General features: G+C 74.7%; 15 protein-coding genes. 5 read left to right on the top strand and 10 right to left on the bottom strand.

The genetic code is table 11. The features are described from left to right. Window positions 1-332 precede the first annotated feature (332 nt). Window positions 333-1,544 carry a mannosyltransferase family protein gene (locus OTB16_RS09210; RefSeq protein ID WP_267719489.1) on the top strand — a complete coding sequence of 404 codons (1,212 nt, stop codon included), beginning with the start codon at window positions 333-335 and terminating at the stop codon, window positions 1,542-1,544. A gap of 155 nt (window positions 1,545-1,699) precedes the next feature. Here OTB16_RS09210 and OTB16_RS09205 read toward each other — a convergent pair whose 3' ends face one another. Beyond that, window positions 1,700-2,530 carry a LysR substrate-binding domain-containing protein gene (locus OTB16_RS09205; protein ID WP_267719488.1) on the bottom strand — a complete coding sequence of 277 codons (831 nt, stop codon included), beginning with the start codon at window positions 2,528-2,530 and terminating at the stop codon, window positions 1,700-1,702. A gap of 58 nt (window positions 2,531-2,588) precedes the next feature. On the opposite strand from OTB16_RS09205, the gene OTB16_RS09200 reads away from it, so the two are divergent. Continuing rightward, the gene (locus tag OTB16_RS09200) at window positions 2,589-2,993 is read left to right on the top strand and encodes a DUF5997 family protein (protein ID WP_267719486.1); all 405 of its coding nucleotides are present in this window, start codon (window positions 2,589-2,591) and stop codon (window positions 2,991-2,993) included. Window positions 2,994-3,103: 110 nt separating this feature from the next. On the opposite strand, the gene OTB16_RS09195 is transcribed toward OTB16_RS09200, so the two are convergent. Beyond that, complete coding sequence (locus OTB16_RS09195; RefSeq protein ID WP_267719485.1) at window positions 3,104-3,685, bottom strand: 2'-5' RNA ligase family protein; 582 nt, start codon at window positions 3,683-3,685, stop codon at window positions 3,104-3,106. A gap of 344 nt (window positions 3,686-4,029) precedes the next feature. On the opposite strand from OTB16_RS09195, the gene OTB16_RS09190 reads away from it, so the two are divergent. Then, complete coding sequence (locus tag OTB16_RS09190) at window positions 4,030-4,233, top strand: cold-shock protein (RefSeq protein WP_267719484.1); 204 nt, start codon at window positions 4,030-4,032, stop codon at window positions 4,231-4,233. A gap of 54 nt (window positions 4,234-4,287) precedes the next feature. On the opposite strand, the gene OTB16_RS09185 is transcribed toward OTB16_RS09190, so the two are convergent. The 7 genes from OTB16_RS09185 to OTB16_RS09155 all read right to left on the bottom strand — a co-directional run bounded on the left by OTB16_RS09185 (window position 4,288) and on the right by OTB16_RS09155 (window position 13,646). After that, window positions 4,288-6,084, bottom strand: coding sequence for a serine/threonine-protein kinase (locus OTB16_RS09185; RefSeq protein WP_267719483.1), 1,797 nt, complete (start codon window positions 6,082-6,084; stop codon window positions 4,288-4,290). 130 nt (window positions 6,085-6,214) lie between these two features. Beyond that, entirely contained in the window at window positions 6,215-6,946 is a 732-nt protein-coding gene (locus tag OTB16_RS09180; RefSeq protein WP_267719634.1) for an SDR family NAD(P)-dependent oxidoreductase, read from the bottom strand. 562 nt (window positions 6,947-7,508) lie between these two features. Then, on the bottom strand, window positions 7,509-8,690 hold the full coding sequence (locus tag OTB16_RS09175; RefSeq protein ID WP_267719482.1) for an anhydro-N-acetylmuramic acid kinase: 1,182 nt from the start codon (window positions 8,688-8,690) through the stop codon (window positions 7,509-7,511). Further along, window positions 8,687-10,150 (bottom strand): MFS transporter, encoded by a 1,464-nt coding sequence (locus OTB16_RS09170; protein WP_267719481.1) that lies wholly within the window; start codon window positions 10,148-10,150, stop codon window positions 8,687-8,689. Before OTB16_RS09170 ends, OTB16_RS09175 begins: the two co-directional genes overlap by 4 nt. A gap of 269 nt (window positions 10,151-10,419) precedes the next feature. Next, window positions 10,420-11,310, bottom strand: coding sequence for an ATP-grasp domain-containing protein (locus tag OTB16_RS09165; protein WP_267719480.1), 891 nt, complete (start codon window positions 11,308-11,310; stop codon window positions 10,420-10,422). Between the two features lie 84 nt (window positions 11,311-11,394). Continuing rightward, window positions 11,395-12,789, bottom strand: a complete 1,395-nt coding sequence (locus OTB16_RS09160; protein WP_267719479.1) for an NADP-dependent succinic semialdehyde dehydrogenase — start codon at window positions 12,787-12,789, stop codon at window positions 11,395-11,397. 125 nt (window positions 12,790-12,914) lie between these two features. After that, a complete protein-coding gene (locus OTB16_RS09155; protein WP_267719478.1) occupies window positions 12,915-13,646 on the bottom strand; it encodes an SOS response-associated peptidase in 732 nt (243 codons plus the stop codon). Window positions 13,647-13,812: 166 nt separating this feature from the next. On the opposite strand from OTB16_RS09155, the gene OTB16_RS09150 reads away from it, so the two are divergent. Next, on the top strand, window positions 13,813-15,180 hold the full coding sequence (locus OTB16_RS09150; protein ID WP_267719477.1) for an NAD(P)/FAD-dependent oxidoreductase: 1,368 nt from the start codon (window positions 13,813-13,815) through the stop codon (window positions 15,178-15,180). A gap of 52 nt (window positions 15,181-15,232) precedes the next feature. Here the strand turns inward: OTB16_RS09150 and OTB16_RS09145 are convergent, their stop codons facing one another. Next, window positions 15,233-15,472: a chaplin gene (locus OTB16_RS09145; RefSeq protein ID WP_267719476.1), complete on the bottom strand. Its 240-nt coding sequence runs from the start codon at window positions 15,470-15,472 to the stop codon at window positions 15,233-15,235. A 198-nt stretch (window positions 15,473-15,670) separates the two neighbouring features. Between OTB16_RS09145 and OTB16_RS09140 the strand changes: the two genes are divergently transcribed. Then, complete coding sequence (locus tag OTB16_RS09140) at window positions 15,671-16,291, top strand: L-threonylcarbamoyladenylate synthase (protein WP_267719475.1); 621 nt, start codon at window positions 15,671-15,673, stop codon at window positions 16,289-16,291. The last annotated feature ends 62 nt before the right edge of the window (window positions 16,292-16,353 follow it).

The raw sequence follows: 16,353 nt of genomic DNA, 5'->3' as shown, positions 1-16,353 counted from the left end.
GGCAGAGCGGGACCGGTGGGGCGTGCGGTGAAGACCGCACGCCCCACCGGTGCGTCCGGGACCGGGAGGGCCGCGTGTCCCTCCGAGGACCGTGTGACGCCACTCACAAGGCTTCTCGGCATCCGACGTCAACCGGTCTGCCCACCGGAACCGCGCTGGACACGGAGCCCTCCTCGACCCCCTCGAACCACGTCACCCGGTAACCCGGTGCACTCCCCGCAACCCTGATAGCCCCATCGGCCCCGGTAACCCCGGAGGCACCCGCACCACCACAGCGCCCGCGCACCCCCGGTCGGCGGTCCGGCGCGCCCTCAGCCGATCAGGAGATCCCCATGTCCGTTTCCGCACCGCCCCGGCCCGTCGGGGTCGCGCCCGCCCCCGCCCTGGGCGGACGGCCGGTGGGCCGCCGCGTCCCGCGGCTGGACCCCGCCGACCGCGAGGTGCTGTGGCTGTACGCGCTGACCCGCACCGGACTCTGGATCACCGCCTGGGCCGTGCGCTGGCTGTTCCCCTCCAGCGGCGAGAGCCGCGAGCCGGCCCCGCTGCTCGCGCCCTGGCAGCAGTGGGACTGGCAGCACTACCCGTCGATAGCCAGGGACGGCTACTTCCCGGGCGGCGCCGGCCCCTGGACGGCGGGCTGGGACAACCGGGAGGCGTTCTTCCCCGGCTTCCCCCTCACCCTGCGCGCCGTGCACACGGTCGTACCCCACTGGACCACGGCCGGGGTGCTGATCTCCTTCGTCGCCGGGGGCGCGGCCGTCCTGGCCCTCGCGCGGATCGCCCGCCACCAGCTGCGCGACCTGGACGCGGGCCGCCGTACGGTGATGTTCTTCCTGCTCTCGCCCTGCGCGGTGTTCCTCGCCGCCGGGTACACGGAGGCGCTGTTCCTGGCCCTGGCCCTGCCCGCCTGGCTCGCGGCGCAGCGCGGGAACTGGCGGGCCGCCGCGGTGCTGACCTGCCTGGCCTGCTCGGTCCGGGTCACCGGGCTCTTCCTGGCGGCCGCGCTCGTCCTCCACTTCGTCCTGACCGCGAAGGGCCGGGCCGCCTGGCGCTCCGCCCCCTGGCTGCTCCTGCCCGCGCTCGCCCCGGTGCTGTACGCCTGGTTCCTGTCGGCCCGTACCGGGGACTGGATGGCCTGGAAGCACGCCCAGGAACGCGGCTGGTACCGGGACTTCCACACGCCCTGGGAAGCCTGGTCCCACACGTGGGAGGCCGCCTTCCAGCGCACCCAGGCCACCGGGTACGCGGTGATGTGGCAGGCCGAACTGCTCGCGATGGTGACCGGCCTCGTGCTGCTGGTCGTACTGGTGCGGGGGCGCCGGCTGCCCGAGGCGCTCTACACGGCCCTGACCCTGTGGGCGCTGGGGACCTCGTACTGGTTCACGTCGGTCCCCCGCTCCACCCTCCTGTGGTGGCCGCTGTGGATCGCGCTGGCCGGGTGGAGCCTGCGCCGTCCACGGGTGCAGGCGGCGTACGTGTACGTGGTCGCACCGGTCGGCGTGATCGTGGCCGTCACGTTCCTGACCGGCCGCTGGGCGGGCTGACCCCGGCCGCGGACCCCGCCGTGTCCGTACGCGCACGGCCGCGGACCCCGCCGTGCGCGTACCGACGGGTGCGGGGCGGGCCCCGGCCGTCCGGAACCCGCCCCGCACCCGTCCGTACGCGTGTGCGGAATTACGCGTGTACGGAATCCCGTGGTCTACGACCGGCCGCGGGGCTTGCCCCGCTTGGCCCCGCCCTTGGCCGCGCCCGCGCCGCCGGAACCGCCCCGGGCGTTCTTGCCGGCCGGCTTCCCGGACCGGCCGCCGGCCGACTTGCCGGCCGTCGCCTTGCCGCCCCCCGAGGTCCTGCCGCCGGCCGCCTTGCCCTGGGCGCCGCCCGCCGCGGCGCGCTTGCCCTTCGGCTGCGGCGGCGTCGGCGGGCGGCCGCGGGTGCTGTTGACGGTCCGCCCGCGGACGATCCCGATGAACTCCTCCACCAGGTCGGTGGTTTCCTCCTGCGGCCACGACAGCCCGACGCGCGACTCCGGAACGTCCGAGACCGGCCGGTAGGTGAGGTCCCGGCGGTGGTGCAGCCTGGCGAGCGACTGCGGGACGACCAGTACGCCCACGCCCGCCGCCACCAGCTCGACGGCGTCCTCGGTGGTCTCGGGGCGCTCGATCGCGGGGCGTCCCGGCGGGTTCTCCCAGTCCAGGGTGTCGTCCAGGGGGTGCAGCACCAGCTCGTCGGCCAGATCGGCGGCGGACACCTGCTCGACCGCCGCGATGACGTGGTCCTTCGGGATCACCACGACCGTGGTCTCGGTGTAGAGCGGGATGGCACTGAGGTCCTCGCGGTCGACGGGCAGCCGTACGAACCCGGCGTCGGCGCCGCCCGCCCGAAGGACGCCGAAGGCCTCGTCGACCGCCACCGCGACGAGGGTCAGCGGGACGTCGGGCAGCCGCTCGTTCCAGATCCGGACCCATTTGGTGGGTGTCACGCCCGGAACGTAGGCGAGCCGGAACGATTGGGTTACTTCCGAGCCTGTCACCCGGCCAGATTACCCGGCGTGGTCAGAGGTACCGCACACGCTCGATACTCTTGACTCCATGACGTCGCACCAGAGCCCCCAGACGATGAAGCCCGCGACCGCGGCGAAGAAGCTGGGCGTGTACCTCGAGGCCACCCCCGCAGAGTTCCAGGAGGGTGTCGTCTCGCGCACCGAGCTGGGTGCGCTGCAGTCCGACCCGCCCCAGTGGCTGCAGGACCTGCGGCGCAACGGCCCGCACCCCCGGCCCGTGGTCGCCGCGAAGCTGGGCGTCTCCATCGCGGGCCTCGCCCGCGGCGGGGTCACCGAGGCCCTCACCACCGAGCAGATCGAGGCCCTGAAGACCGAGGGTCCCGAGTGGCTGGAGAAGGAGCGCGCCACGCAGGCCGATGTCCGCAAGGAGACGGTCCGCATCAAGGAGAAGAACGCGGAGCGCGCGGCGAAGGCCGAGCAGAAGGACGCCTGACCCTCCCCGGAAGGCCGGACGCACAGGACGCACGGAGGGGCGGCCGGAGCTTCACGAGCTCCGGCCGCCCCTCTCGCGCGTTCCGGGGCCGGGGCGGCGGACAGCCGGTCTCAGGTGGTCTCCGCGGGTACGGAGCCCGGACGTCCGGGGGGAGCCGCCTCCCGCCGGCCGAGGGGGAAGACCGCACGCTCCCGCCACGCCGTTCCGTCGTGGGCCATCAGTACGACCGAGGAGACGTGGGACGCGATGGGCAGCCGGCCGAGGAGGCCGGCTTCGATCTCGTCCGCGGCGGCCTCGTCCTGCCCCTGGGCGATGGTCAGGTGCGGGATGATCTCGGTGAACCGGCCTCCGTACGGCGGGGCTTCGGGCCAGCGGGCGGCGACGGCCTCCGTGAGCGCCCGCAGCGGGGCGGCCGGCTCGGGGACGAGGTACAGGACCTCGGGGAGCCGTCCGCACTCGCGGAAGCGCAGATCGAAGGCGCGGTGGCCGGCCACGATCCCGGTCAGGGCGGCGATCACGTCCGCGTCGAGGCGGCTCTCGTCGAGGAAGGGGAAGAGGACGGTGACATGGGCCGGTACGCCGTCGTGCGCCGAGGGGTCGAGCCGTTCGCGCCACGCGCGGACGGCAGGTTCGGCCTCCGGGACCCGCACGATGAGGCCCGTCTGTCCTGCCTGAAACGTCTGAGAGCTCATCGCCTGCCCGGTGTGCGCGTGGAGGGGGACGGTGGTGCCGCCGTCGTGCGGACGGTACCGAGCGTACGGCCCCGAGTCGGTCCGCACCGGCGGACCGGCGGGTGCGCCGCTCCCCGCACGAGCGTGCCGGCGGCGTGCGGTCCGGGCACCCGCGCCACTCGCCGGGTTCCTACCGGATGGGGTGGATCTGTGCGGTCCGCGGCCCGGAGGATCCCACAAGACCGTTCCGTGCGGGTGTAGTTGGTGTCATCCACGGGGAGGACTGGGGTCGGGCGGCCCGTGAGGCGGGCGCGCCCGCGGCGGCCCGGTCCCGGGCCGCTCGCTGAATGATCAGAGGGGCGAGCATGGCCAGTGGCACCGTGAAGTGGTTCAACTCCGAAAAGGGCTTCGGCTTCATCGCCCAGGACGGGGGCGGACCGGACGTCTTCGCCCACTACTCCAACATCTCCGGCAACGGATACCGCGAACTGACCGAGGGCGAAACGGTGTCGTTCGACATCACGCAGGGCCAGAAGGGCCCGCAGGCGGAGAACATCATCCGCGCCTGAGCTCCCCCTGTCGTCGGCGGGCCCGCACCGGTGGTGCGGGCCCGCCGTCACGCCTTACGGGGTGGGGGCGGCGTTGCGCCAGACCGTCACGTCGAGGGTGAGGTACTTGCTGGGCGAGTCCTCCGGCGAGAACCCCTGGACCGTTACCAGGCCGAGGTGCCCCGTACCGGTGGTGACGCAGACCTGGCGGCCCTTGGACAGCTTGTTCACGTAGACGTTCTGGGTGAACCGGGTGTCCGCGCGGCACGCGGCGAGCGAGCCCTCCTGCCCCGGATCCAGGAGGACCAGGTTCCCGCCGGAGGTCTCGGCGTCGAGGTACCCGCCCGTGTCGTAGGAGAGCTCGTATCCGCCGTCCTCGCCCTGTTGCGGCCGGACCTCCTCCCCGAGGGTCAGGTGGTATCCGGCGGTGAGGTTGATGCCCTTGTAGTCGGCGGGCTTCGGATCGGCCTTCGGCTCTGCCGCCCTCGACGAGCCGGTGTCCTGCTTCGAGTCGGTCGTCCGTCCGCCGGCGTCCGGCTGGCCCTGCGACCGGCCCTGGTTGTCGAACACGGAGTACGCCGTCCCCGCCACCACGATCGCCAGGACCACCGCGGCGGCGACGGCGAGGACCGGCCCGCGGCGGGGTCCCGCGCCGTTCGGCGGTACGGGGTACGGCTGCGGGTGCGGGTGCGTGGGGAACTGTGTCGGGGCGTAGGCGTGCGGGTGGCCGGGGGCCGGCATCGGCGCCGGAGCGGCGGGGTGCCGGGGGCGGGGCGGCTCGTACCCCTGGGGCGTGGGCGGGCCGAAGCCGGACGGCGGCGTGGCCGGCGCCGCGGACACGGTAGGCGCGTACCCCGGGGGCGGTGTGGCGGGCGCGACCGGTGTGGTGGGCGAGTACGCGACGGAGGGGGCCGAGGACGGCGGCGGCGGGGTCTGTACCGGGGCGGGGGCGGCCGCACGTACGGTGATGTCCGCGGCGACCGGGGCCGGCAGCCAGTCCTCGGGACGGCGCAGCACGGTCTCCGCGTTGGCGGACTGGCACAGGCCGATGACCTCGGCGACCGAGGGCCTGGCCGAGGGATCCTTGGCGAGGCAGCGGGTGACCAGCTCGGTCAGCCGGTCCGGGACTCCGGTGAGGTCGGGCTCCTCGTGGACGATCCGGTAGAGCACGCCGTGTGAGGTGCCCTCGCCGAAGGCCGGGGAGCCCGTCGCCGCGTACGCCGCGACCTGGCCGAGCGCGAAGATGTCGGTGGCGGGGGTCACCCGGTGCCCGGCGGCCTGCTCGGGGGCCATGAACGCGGGGGTGCCGATGGTGACGCCGCTGCCGGTGAGCGAGGTGGCGTCGGCGGCGAAGGCGATGCCGAAGTCGATGACGCGGGGGCCGTCCGCGGCGAGCAGCACGTTGGACGGCTTGAGGTCGCGGTGCACGATGCCCGCGCCGTGGATGACGTGGAGGGCCTCGGCCATGCCCGCGACGAGCAGCAGGACCGCCTCGACGGGCAGCGCGCCGTGCGCGACGACGGCGTCGGAGAGCGAGGGGCCCGGTACGTAGGCGGTGGCCAGCCAGGGCTGCGCGCCTGCCGTGTCGGCGTCGATCACCGGGGCCGTGAACAGCCCCTGTACGCGCTGCGCCGACTGCACTTCCTGGGCGAACCGGCGGCGGAACTCGGGGTCTTCACCGAACTCCGGCCGGATCACCTTGATGGCCACGGGCCGTCCGCCGGGCGTGTACGACAGGTACACCTTTCCCATGCCGCCCGCGCCGAGCTTGGCGGCCAGACGGTATCCGGCGATGGTGGTCGGGTCGTCCCCCGCGAGCGGCTGGAAGATCTGTGGGGCGTTGCCGCCCCGGTCCGGCTGCTGACCGTTCATCAACTCGTGTCTCCCCCGCAGAACGCCGTATCGATCGGCACCCTATCCAAGGACGACGACGCCCCGCAGGCCGGACCATTCCCACCGCCGTCCGGTGGTCACGGCGCCCGGCACCCCGGCCGGAGACGGCCTACAGGCCACCGGCGACCCGCAGGACCGCGCCCGTCGTGTACGAGGCGTCGGCGGAGAGCAGCCAGGACACGGCGCCGGCGATCTCGTACGGCTCTCCGGCCCGGCCCATCGGGATGTGCGGCGCCACCTGGGCCGGGCGCTGCGGGTCCTCGTGGAAGTCGGTCCACACGGTGCCCGGGGCGACGCAGTTGACGCGGATGCCGTCGGCGGCGACCTCTTTGGACAGTCCCACGGTGATGGCGTCGACGGCGGCCTTGGCGGCGGCGTAGTGCACGTACTGGCCGGGGGCGCCGAGGGTGGCCGCGGCCGAGGAGATGTTGACGACGGCCCCGCCGCCGGTGCGCGCCATGTCGCGGACGGCGCGCCGGGCACAGAGGAGGTAGCCGAGCACGTTGACGTCGAGGGAGCGGCGGATGCCGGCCGCGTCGGCTTCGGCCAAGGGGCCGTTGGGGCCGCTGACACCGGCGTTGTTGACGAGGCCGGTGACGGGGCCGAGGCGGGCGGCGGTGTCGAAGAGGTGGTCGACCGCGGCCTCGTCGGCGGTGTCGACGCGGACGGCGGTACAGCGGCGGCCCGCGTCCCGGACGGTCCCGGCCACCTTGCCGGCGGCCTCGGCGTCGGAGTGGTAGCCGAGGACGATGTCGTGGCCGTCTGCCGCGAGGCGCGCGCAGATCGCGGCGCCGATGCCGCGGCTGCCGCCCGTGACGACGGTGACGGGCTGCTGGTGCACGGGGTGCTGGTGCACGGAATGCCTCCGTCCGCTGACGTCCCGCCCCGGCCGGGCGTGATCGCCCGCTCATCGTACGACCGGGCCCGCACCGTCACGCCGTCGCGCCGTCTCACCGTCTCGCCGTCGCGCCGTCTCGCCGGAGCCCATACGGGGTCAGGCGGAGTGAGGCGGGGCGCGGACGCACAGACCCCCGACCCGGTCGGCGCCCGGCAGCTGCGCGGACAGCTTCCCGGGGGCGATGAGTTTGCATCGGCCCTGCCGCCGGAGGGGACCAGGCAGGCCGCGAGGGTGGTCTCGCCGCCTCGTATGGCGGTGACGATCGAGCAGTTGGCCGAGTCGGCCACGGGCCGGGGCAGATCGGCCAGGCAGTCCGGGGCGGGCATCGTCGAAGAGGCCGAGGGGGTGTCGCCGAAGTCGTTCCGTACGCCCGAGGGCGGGCCGTGCGGTGTCCGGTGCGTGCGTGCCGGGCGTCGCACGGCAGGAGCGAGTTCGACGGCACCCCCCAGGGCAGCGCGCGTGTCCGTACGCCGACAGCGGCGCCGGCCGGGGGCTCGGGCCGTCCTCACCCCCGGCCCACCACGAGGGAGAGCGGTGCACGGGCGGGGACCGGGGGCAGCCGCAGCGGGCGCCGGCCGGGGGTGAGCGAGCCGAGCACGCGCGGACCGCGCGCCCCGGTGCACTCGGGGGCGTTGCCGGGGAGGCCGTGCAGGGTGAGGAAACCGAGGACGGCGAAGGCGTAGGCCTCCTTCTCGGCGGCGGGCAGTCCGAGCGCGCCGGAGTCCAGCAGGGCCGTACCGGCGGCCAGTTCCTCGCGGAGCATCGACATCAGGACGGGATTGCGGGTGCCGCCGCCGGAGGCGACGACCTCGGTGGCGCCGAGCGGACGCAGCGCGTCGGCGACGGTGCGGGCGGTGAGCCGGGTGAGGGTGGCGAGGAGGTCGGGCGGTGTGAGGGAGTCGAAGCCGTCGAGGGCCGTGCGCAGGTAGCCGGAGTGGAACAGCTCCTTGCCGGTCGTCTTGGGGGCGGGCAGCCGGTAGTACGGCTCGTCGAGCAGCCGCCGCAGGAGCGCGGGAACGACCCGGCCGCGGGCGGCGAGGGCGCCGTCCGCGTCGTAGCCGGCGCGCCCCGAGGTCGCCGCGTGGACGGCGGCGTCCATCAGGGCGTTGCCGGGGCCGGTGTCGAAGGCGACCGCCGGGCCCGTCGCGGGGAGGGCGGTGAGGTTGGCGATGCCGCCGATGTTCAGGGCGGTGGGGACTCCGGGGCGCCCGCGCAGCAGCATCGTGTCGATCAGGCTGACGAGCGGGGCGCCCTGGCCGCCGGCGGCGACGTCGCCGGGGCGGAAGTCGGAGACGACGGGGCAGCCGGTGGCTTCGGCGATCCAGGCGGGCCGGCCGAGCTGGAGGGTGCCGTGGACCCGGCCTCCGGAGGCCCAGTGGTAGACGGTCTGCCCGTGTGAGGCGATCAGCTCGGCTCGGCCCCCGCACAGTTCACGGTCGGCGCGGACGGCGAGCGCGGCGAAGGCCTGTCCGATGCGGGTGTCGAGCCGGCACACGTCGGCCATCGTGGTGGGCGAGGGAGGCAGGGCCGCGGCGAGCGCGCGGCGCAGGGCGTCTTCGTACGGGGCGCTGACCATGCCGAGCGGGACCAGCCGCAGGGTGTCGCCCGCGCCGTCGAGCGTGAGTTCGGCGGCTGCGGCGTCGACGGCGTCGTGGGAGGTGCCCGACATCAGGCCGACGACCTTCACCGCAGCGGCACGAGGTGGTCGTCGCCGCGCAGGGTCGCCAGGGCCGCGGCGCTGAGGGCGCAGGCGCCGGCGGCGTAGTAGGCGGGGATGTCGGTGGAGCCGGTGAGGTCGGTCAGGGCGGTGATCACGAGCCCCGCGCAGCCGGCGAAGACCGCGTTGGCGAGGGCGTACGCCACCCCGAGCCCGGTGCACCGCACGCGTGCGGGGAACATCTCGGCGAGCATGGCGGGCCCGGGACCGGCGAGCAGTCCGACCGTCGCACCCGCGCAGACCAGGGCGGCGGCCTTGGCGGGGGTGGAGGTGCCGGGGTCCTGGAGGACGTGGAGCAGGGGGAGGGCGAACAGGGCGACGGCGAGGGCGCCGCAGAGCATGACGGGGCGGCGGCCGACCCGGTCGCTGAGCGCTCCGGCGGGGAGGATCGACGCGGCGAAGCCGAGGTTGGCGAACGTGGTGGCGATCAGGGCCTCCTGGAAGGACGCGCCGAGCGTGGACTGGAGGTAGGAGGGCAGGACGACGAGGAAGGTGTAGCCGGCCGCCGACCAGCCGGTGATCCGCCCGATGCCGAGGACGACGGCGCGGGCGGTCGATCCGGCGGCGGGGCGAGCGCCGGAGCCGCCGAGGCAGGGAGCGGCGGCCGAGGGGGTACGGGGCCACGCCGTACGCCAGGGCCGCCCCGCACGCCCCGGCCGCGCCGTACGCCCGGGCCGTTCCGCACCCCCGGTCCCTTCCGCCGCCCCGGGCCGGACCGCCACGCCGGGCCGGACCGCTGCCCCGGGCGCCGCCGCAGGGCCCTGCGGTTCCACCAGTCCGGTGCGCAGCCGCAGGACGGCCAGGCCGAGCGGCAGGGCGAGCAGGAACGGCACGCGCCAGCCCCACTCGTGCAGGGCGGCCGGGGAGAGGACCGTGGCCAGCAGCGCGGCCGTCCCGGCACCGGCGAGCAGCCCGAGCGCGACGGTGAACGACTGCCAGGCGCCGTAGCGGCCGCGTCGCCCGGGCGGCGCGCATTCGGTCATCAGGGCCACGGCGCCGCCGAACTCCCCTCCGGCCGAGAGGCCTTGGAGGGCGCGCAGCAGGGTGAGCAGCCACGGGGCGGCCGCGCCGGCCGTCGCCTGGGTCGGAAGCAGGCCGATCAGGGTGGTGGCACACGTCATCAGGCCGATGACGAGGACCAGGACGGGACGGCGGCCGACGCGGTCGCCGAGCCGGCCGAACAGCAGGGCGCCGACGGGTCGGAAGAAGAAGGCCAGCGCGAAGGAGGCGTACGTGGCGATAAGCGGCCCGGCGCCACCGCTGCCGGAGGCCGTGGCGGGGGTGAAGAAGTGGGCGGCGATGACCGTGGCGAAGCAGCCGTACACGCCGAACTCGTACCACTCGACGAAGTTGCCGGCCGAGCCCGCGAGCAGCGCCCGGCGCGGGCGGGTGGCGGTGGGCGGCGCGGGGCTCGCCAGGGAGGGGGTCACCCGTGCTGGCTGCCCGCTCCGGGCGGCCGGGATGCCCCGCGGGGCCCGGGTTCAGCAGATCGGCCCCGGTGCGCCGGCCCCGTACCGCGCCGTGGTGCGCGCCCGGCCTCCGCCCCGGGAACGGCCCGCCGGCCGCCCCGTCGCCGCCGGTCGGCCCCGCGCCCCGACAGCCCACGCCTGCCCCGCGCCCCGGACGCCCCGGACGCCCCGGACGCCCCGAGAGCCTCCGACCGCACCCCACCGGCCCCGACCGCTCTGCCCTACCCCGCCTACCCCGCGGCCTCGACCGGCGCGGCCGCCCGGACCGCCTCCGCGAAGTGCCGCGGCCCCTGCGGGGCATACCGCAGGAAGAGGTTGGGCTCGATGAGCTCCAGTTCCATCACCACGGGTTCCCCGTCCCCGCCCAGTGCCAGGTCGACCCGGGCGAACACCGGCGCGCCCGGGGCGGGCACCGCCGCCAGGGCCTCGCGCGCCGTGCGGAGTTCCGCGTCGGTCGGCTGGTAGGCGGTGACGCCGGGGTGGGCGACGCGGAAGTTGTCGATCACCCCGGCCTCGGTGAGCAGCGGCCCCTTGCGGATCGCGTGGCTGTACGCGCCGCCGAGGAACACCAGCGCCCGTTCCCCCTCCTGCACCCGGCGCAGGTACGGCTGGACCATCACCGTGCGGCCCCGGTCCAGGAGCATCCGGGCGTGGCGTGCGGCGTCCGCGTGCCGGCCGGGCTCGTAGCGGGCTGTGTCCCGTGCTCCGGCGGACACGGCGGGCTTGACCACCACTCCCCCGGGCCGGTCGAAGTCCGCCTCGCCGTACGGTCCGCCCGGTTCCAGGAAGCGGGTCGGCACGACGCGGACTCCGCGTGCGGCGAGGTCGGCCAGGTAGCGCTTGTCACTGTTCCAGCGCACCACGGGGGCCGGGTTCCACAGGCGGGTGGCTCCGGCCGTCGCGTCGGCCCAGGCCAGGAACTCGCCGATCCGCTCCGCGTAGTCCCAGGTCGACCGGATGACCGCCAGGTCGAAGCCGTCCCACGACGTGCGGGGGTCGTCCCAGGCCACCGCCCGCGCCGCCAGCCCGTCGGCGCGCAGTGCCTCCGCGATCAGCGGGAGGTCGGCGTCGTGTGCGACGCCCTCACCGCTCGTCACCACCGCGACTTTGACGGCCCGCATCGCCCGCTCCCCTCGTCGTGCGCCGGACGACTCCCGGCGCACGTCCGATCGTACGAAGAGACGCGCGGCGGCCGGGCTCCGGCCTCAGGCGCCCGCCCGCCAGACCGTGGTCGCGTTGCAGAACTCGCGGATGCCGTGCCCGGACAGCTCGCGGCCGTACCCGGAGCGCTTGACGCCGCCGAAGGGCAGTGCGGGATGGGAGGCGGTCATGCCGTTGACGAAGACCCCGCCGGCCTGGATGTCTCGTACGCAGGCGTCCACTTCCTCGTCGCTGGCGGTCCAGACGCTGGAGCTCAGACCGAAGGGGGTGTGGTTGGCGCGTTCGATCGCCTCCTCCAGGCTGCCGACGCGGTAGAGCGTGGCAACCGGCCCGAACGTCTCCTCCTGGTCGATGCGCATGGAGGCGGTGACGTCGGCGAGGACCGTGGGCTCGTGGAACCAGCCCGCGTCCAGCCCTTGGGGCCGGCCGCCCCCGCACAGGACGGCGGCGCCGTGGCGGACGGCGTCCTCGACGAGTTCCTCGAGGTCGGCGCGGCCCTGTTCGGTGGCGAGGGGGCCGACGTCGGTGGCCTCGTCCATCGGGTCGCCCACGGTGAGCGCGGACATGGCGGCGGTGAACCCGGCGGCGAACTCGTCGTACACGTCGGTGTGGACGATGAACCGCTTCGAGGCGATGCACGACTGGCCGTTGTTCTGCACGCGCGCGGTGACGGCGGTCTTGACGGCCCGGGCGACGTCCGCGGAGGGCAGCACGACGAACGGGTCGCTGCCGCCCAGTTCCAGGACGGTCTTCTTGACCTCGTCGCCGGCCACGGCGGCGACCGCCCGCCCGGCCGGCTCGCTGCCGGTCAGTGTCGCGGCGGCGACCCGGGGGTCGCGCAGCACCCGCTCCACGCCGTCGGAGCCGATCAGCAGGGTCTGGAAGCAGCCCCGGGGGAATCCGGCCCGGTGGAACAGGTCCCCGAGGTAGAGCGCTGTCTGGGGCACGTTGGAGGCGTGCTTGAGGAGGCCCGTGTTCCCGGCCATCAGCGCGGGTGCGGCGAACCGTACGACCTGCCAGAGCGGGAAGTTCCACGGCATGACGGCGAGGACCACCCCCAGCGGCCGGTAGCGGACCAGTACGGAGTCGGCGCCGGAGTCGCGGACGTCGCTCTCGGCGGGGTGCTCGTCGGCGAGCAGCGATGCGGCGTGCGCGGCGTACCAGCGCATGGCCTTCACGCACTTGGCGGCTTCCGCGCGGGCCGCGGCCAGTGGTTTGCCCATCTCGGTGGTCATGGTCCGGGCGATGTCCTCGTTGTCCGCCTCCAGGAGGTCGGCGGCCGCGAGCAGGAGCGCGGACCGCTCGGCGAATCCGGTGGTGCGGTAGTCGGCGAACGTCGCGGCGGCCTCGGCGAGGCACTGCTCGACCTCGTCGGGGCCCTGGGCCCGGAAGGTGCGCAGGGTCTCGCCTGTGGCGGGATTCACGGTGGCGATGGGCATGGCTCGGTTCCTCCCTGGGGGCGGGCTCGCCTCACGACCCTCCCCCGGTGGCCGCCGGGCCGCAACGCGAGCGCGGTACGCCAAGTACGGCGCGTGAGCGGGACGGGCCCGGTCACGCCGCCCGGTCACGACGGGGCGTGCAGCAGCTCGGGGCCGTTGTTGCGGACGTCGTTGACGGCGGTGGAGACGGCGCGCACGTTCAGGCGCCCCGCGGCCGGTGTGCCGAGCAGGGCGCGGAGCTCGTCCGGGTCCTGGTGCGTGGGGTCGAGCCAGGTCTCGTAGTCGGCCGGCGCGATGGCGAGCGGCATGCGGGGGTGGACGCGGCCGGCCGCGTCCACGGCCTCCGTGGTGATGATCGTGCAGGTGGTCCACCAGGCCGCCGGATCGTCGTCGTCCGTCACCGCCTTGTCGCGCCAGAACTCGTAGAGGCCCGCCATGGCCAGCACCGAGGAATCCTCGGGCGTGATGAAGTACGGCTGCTTGTACGCCTTCGCCGCGTCCGTGGCCGGGACGGGCTCCCACTCGTAGAACCCGTCCGCGGGAAGCAGGCAGCGGCGTTTGGCGAAGGCGCGTCGGTAGGCCGGCTTCTCGTGCACGGTCTCGGCACGCGCGTTGATCATCTTGGCTCCGGTGTCCGGGCGCTTCGCCCAGGAGGGGACCAGCCCCCAGCGCAGCGGCCGCAGGCCGCGCTCCACGACGCCGCTCTCGCGATCGGGGCGCTCCAGGACGGCCCACACCGGGTCGGTCGGAGCGACGTTCCAGCTGGGCGCCAGGGTTTCCGCGGGGTCCCATCGGGTGACCCCGAACAGGTCGGCGAGGTCGCCCGGGCCGCGGGTGGAGGCGTATCGGCCGCACATGCCTTCCACTGTCCCACGGGTCCTGGCGGTGGGCCGTGGAAACGGGGAATCCGAGGCCGTATACGCGGCCGTCCGGGTTTCCCGTGTGCAGAGCGCTCCGGACGGGGAAGGGGCGCGGTGACCGGTCCGGCCCGATCACCGGGCCGCCCGAGAGAGGACGGACACCGTGACACGACCGAGGATTCTCGTGGTGGGCGCCGGCTTCGCCGGAGTGGAGTGCGTCCGCAGGCTGGAGCGCCGGCTGACACCGCAGGAGGCGGACATCTCCCTGGTCACGCCGACCTCCTACCAGCTGTACCTTCCGCTGCTCCCGCAGGTGGCGTCCGGGGTGCTGACCCCGCAGTCCATCGCCGTCTCGCTGCGGCGCAGCCGCCGGCACCGGACCCGGATCGTGCCCGGCGGCGCGATCGGCGTGGATCCGGTGGCGAAGGTCTGCGTCATCCGCACGATCACCGGCGAGGTGACCGAGCGGGAGTACGACCACCTGGTGCTGGCGCCCGGCAGCGTCACCCGTACGTTCGACATCCCCGGGCTCACCGAGCACGCGCGGGGCATGAAGACCCTCGCCGAGGCCGCCTACCTGCGCGACCACGTCATCGCGCAGCTGGACCTGGCCGACGCGAGCCAGGACGAGGCGGAGCGCGCGTCCCGGCTGTGCTTCATCGTGGTCGGCGGAGGATACGCGGGCACGGAGACGGCCGCCTGCCTGCAGCGGCTGACCCATCAGGCGGTGAAGCGCTACCCGCGCCTCGACCCCCGGCAGATCAGCTGGCACCTGCTGGACCTGGCTCCCAAGCTGATGCCCGAGCTCGGCGACTCCCTCGGAAAGGCCGCCCTGGAGATCCTGCGGCGGCGCGGGATCGAGGTGTCCCTCGGGGTGAGCGTGGCGAAGGCGGGACCGGAGGAGGTGACCCTGACGGACGGGCGGGTGCTGCCGAGCCGGACGCTGATCTGGACGGCCGGAGTGGCCGCGAGCCCGCTGGTCGCGACCCTGGACGCGGAGACCGAGCGGGGCCGGCTGGTGGTGACCCCCGAGCTGACCGTGCCCGGGGCTCCCGGGGTCTTCGCCCTGGGCGACGCCGCCGCCGTACCGGACCTCGCGTCGGGCAAGGACGGCGCGATCTGCCCGCCGACGGCGCAACATGCGCTGCGGCAGGGGCGCACGCTCGCCGACAACCTGATCGCGACGCTGCGGCGGCAGCCGCTGCGGCCCTACTCCCACCGGGACCTGGGGCTCGTCGTCGACCTCGGCGGCACGGACGCCGTGTCCAAGCCGCTGGGCATCCCGCTGCGCGGCCTTCCGGCGCAGGCGGTGGCCCGCGGGTACCACTGGTCGGCGCTGCGGACGAACGTCGCCAAGACCAGGGTGCTGACGAACTGGATGCTGAACGCGGTGGCCGGGGACGACTTCGTCCGTACCGGTTTCCAGCGGACGCGGCCGCCGAGCCTGCGGGATTTCGAGTACACGGACTCCTACCTGACGCCCGCCGAGGTGCGGGCCCACACGGCGGCCCTGCGGGCGGCCGCGGGGTGAGGGCGCCCGGCCCGCCCCCGCCGGTGGCGGGGGCGGGCCGGGACGCGCTCGGTCAGGCGTTGACGCAGGTGTTGCCGAAGGCCGGGTTCAGCAGGCCGATCACGTTGACGCTGTTGCCGCAGACGTTGATCGGGATGTGCACCGGGATCTGGACGACGTTGCCCGAGAGGACACCCGGCGAGCCGATGGCGACGCCCTCGGCGACGGAGTCCGCCGAGGCCGCGGACGCCCCGCCCAGGACCACGAGGCCGGCTGCCAGGGCAAGGCCCGCACTCTTCCAAACACGCGACACGTGACTTCTCCTCGCTACTGCCGTGGCGGCGCCTGAGCACCGCACGGCCTCGGCAGGGGCCGACACCGTACCTTCGGCGGCCGGGGCGGGCCGGGCCGGGACCCTGCGGCCCCTTTCCCCCGAACGAAGGCCGTCGGCTCCTCTGTTCGGCGGCAGTCGGCGTGCCGGGGAGTGCGCCGGGTCCCGTAGGCTCGGCGGATGGCGAAGTACTTCGACGTTCACCCCGACAACCCCCAGCAGCGCACCATCGGTGGCGTGGCTGACCTCATCCGCTCCGGCGCGCTCGTCGCGTACCCGACGGACTCCTGTTTCGCGCTGGGCTGCGCGCTCGGCAACCGCGACGGCATCAACCGGATCCGGTCGATCCGGAACCTGGACGACCGTCACCACTTCACCCTGGTGTGCCAGAACTTCGCACAGCTGGGCCAGTTCGTGAACTTCGACAACGACGTCTTCCGCGCGATCAAGGCGGCGACTCCGGGGAGCTACACCTTCATCCTCCCGGCGACGAAGGAGGTGCCGCGCCAGCTGCTGCACCCCAAGAAGAAGACGGTCGGCGTCCGCATCCCGGACCACGTCGTCACGCAGGCCCTGCTCGCGGAGCTCGGCGAGCCGCTGCTCTCCAGCACCCTGCTGCTGCCCGACGAGGACGAGCCCCTGACCCAGGGCTGGGAGATCAAGGAACGGCTCGACCACGTGGTGGACGCCGTGGTCGACTCCGGCGACTGCGGCACTCAGCCGACCACGGTCGTGGACTTCTCCAGCGGCGAGGCCGAGATCGTGCGGCGCGGGGCCGGCGACCCGTCCCGGTTCGAGTAGCCCGGACGAGCCCCGCCGCCGGGGGCCCCGGCGGCGGGCACGCACGCAGGCCCGTGCCGGCA

Source organism: Streptomyces antarcticus (assembly GCF_026627255.1).
Lineage (GTDB): Bacteria > Actinomycetota > Actinomycetes > Streptomycetales > Streptomycetaceae > Streptomyces > Streptomyces antarcticus.
The sequence above is the reverse complement of the archived record's forward strand: the minus strand, read 5'-3'. Positions and strand labels throughout refer to the sequence as shown.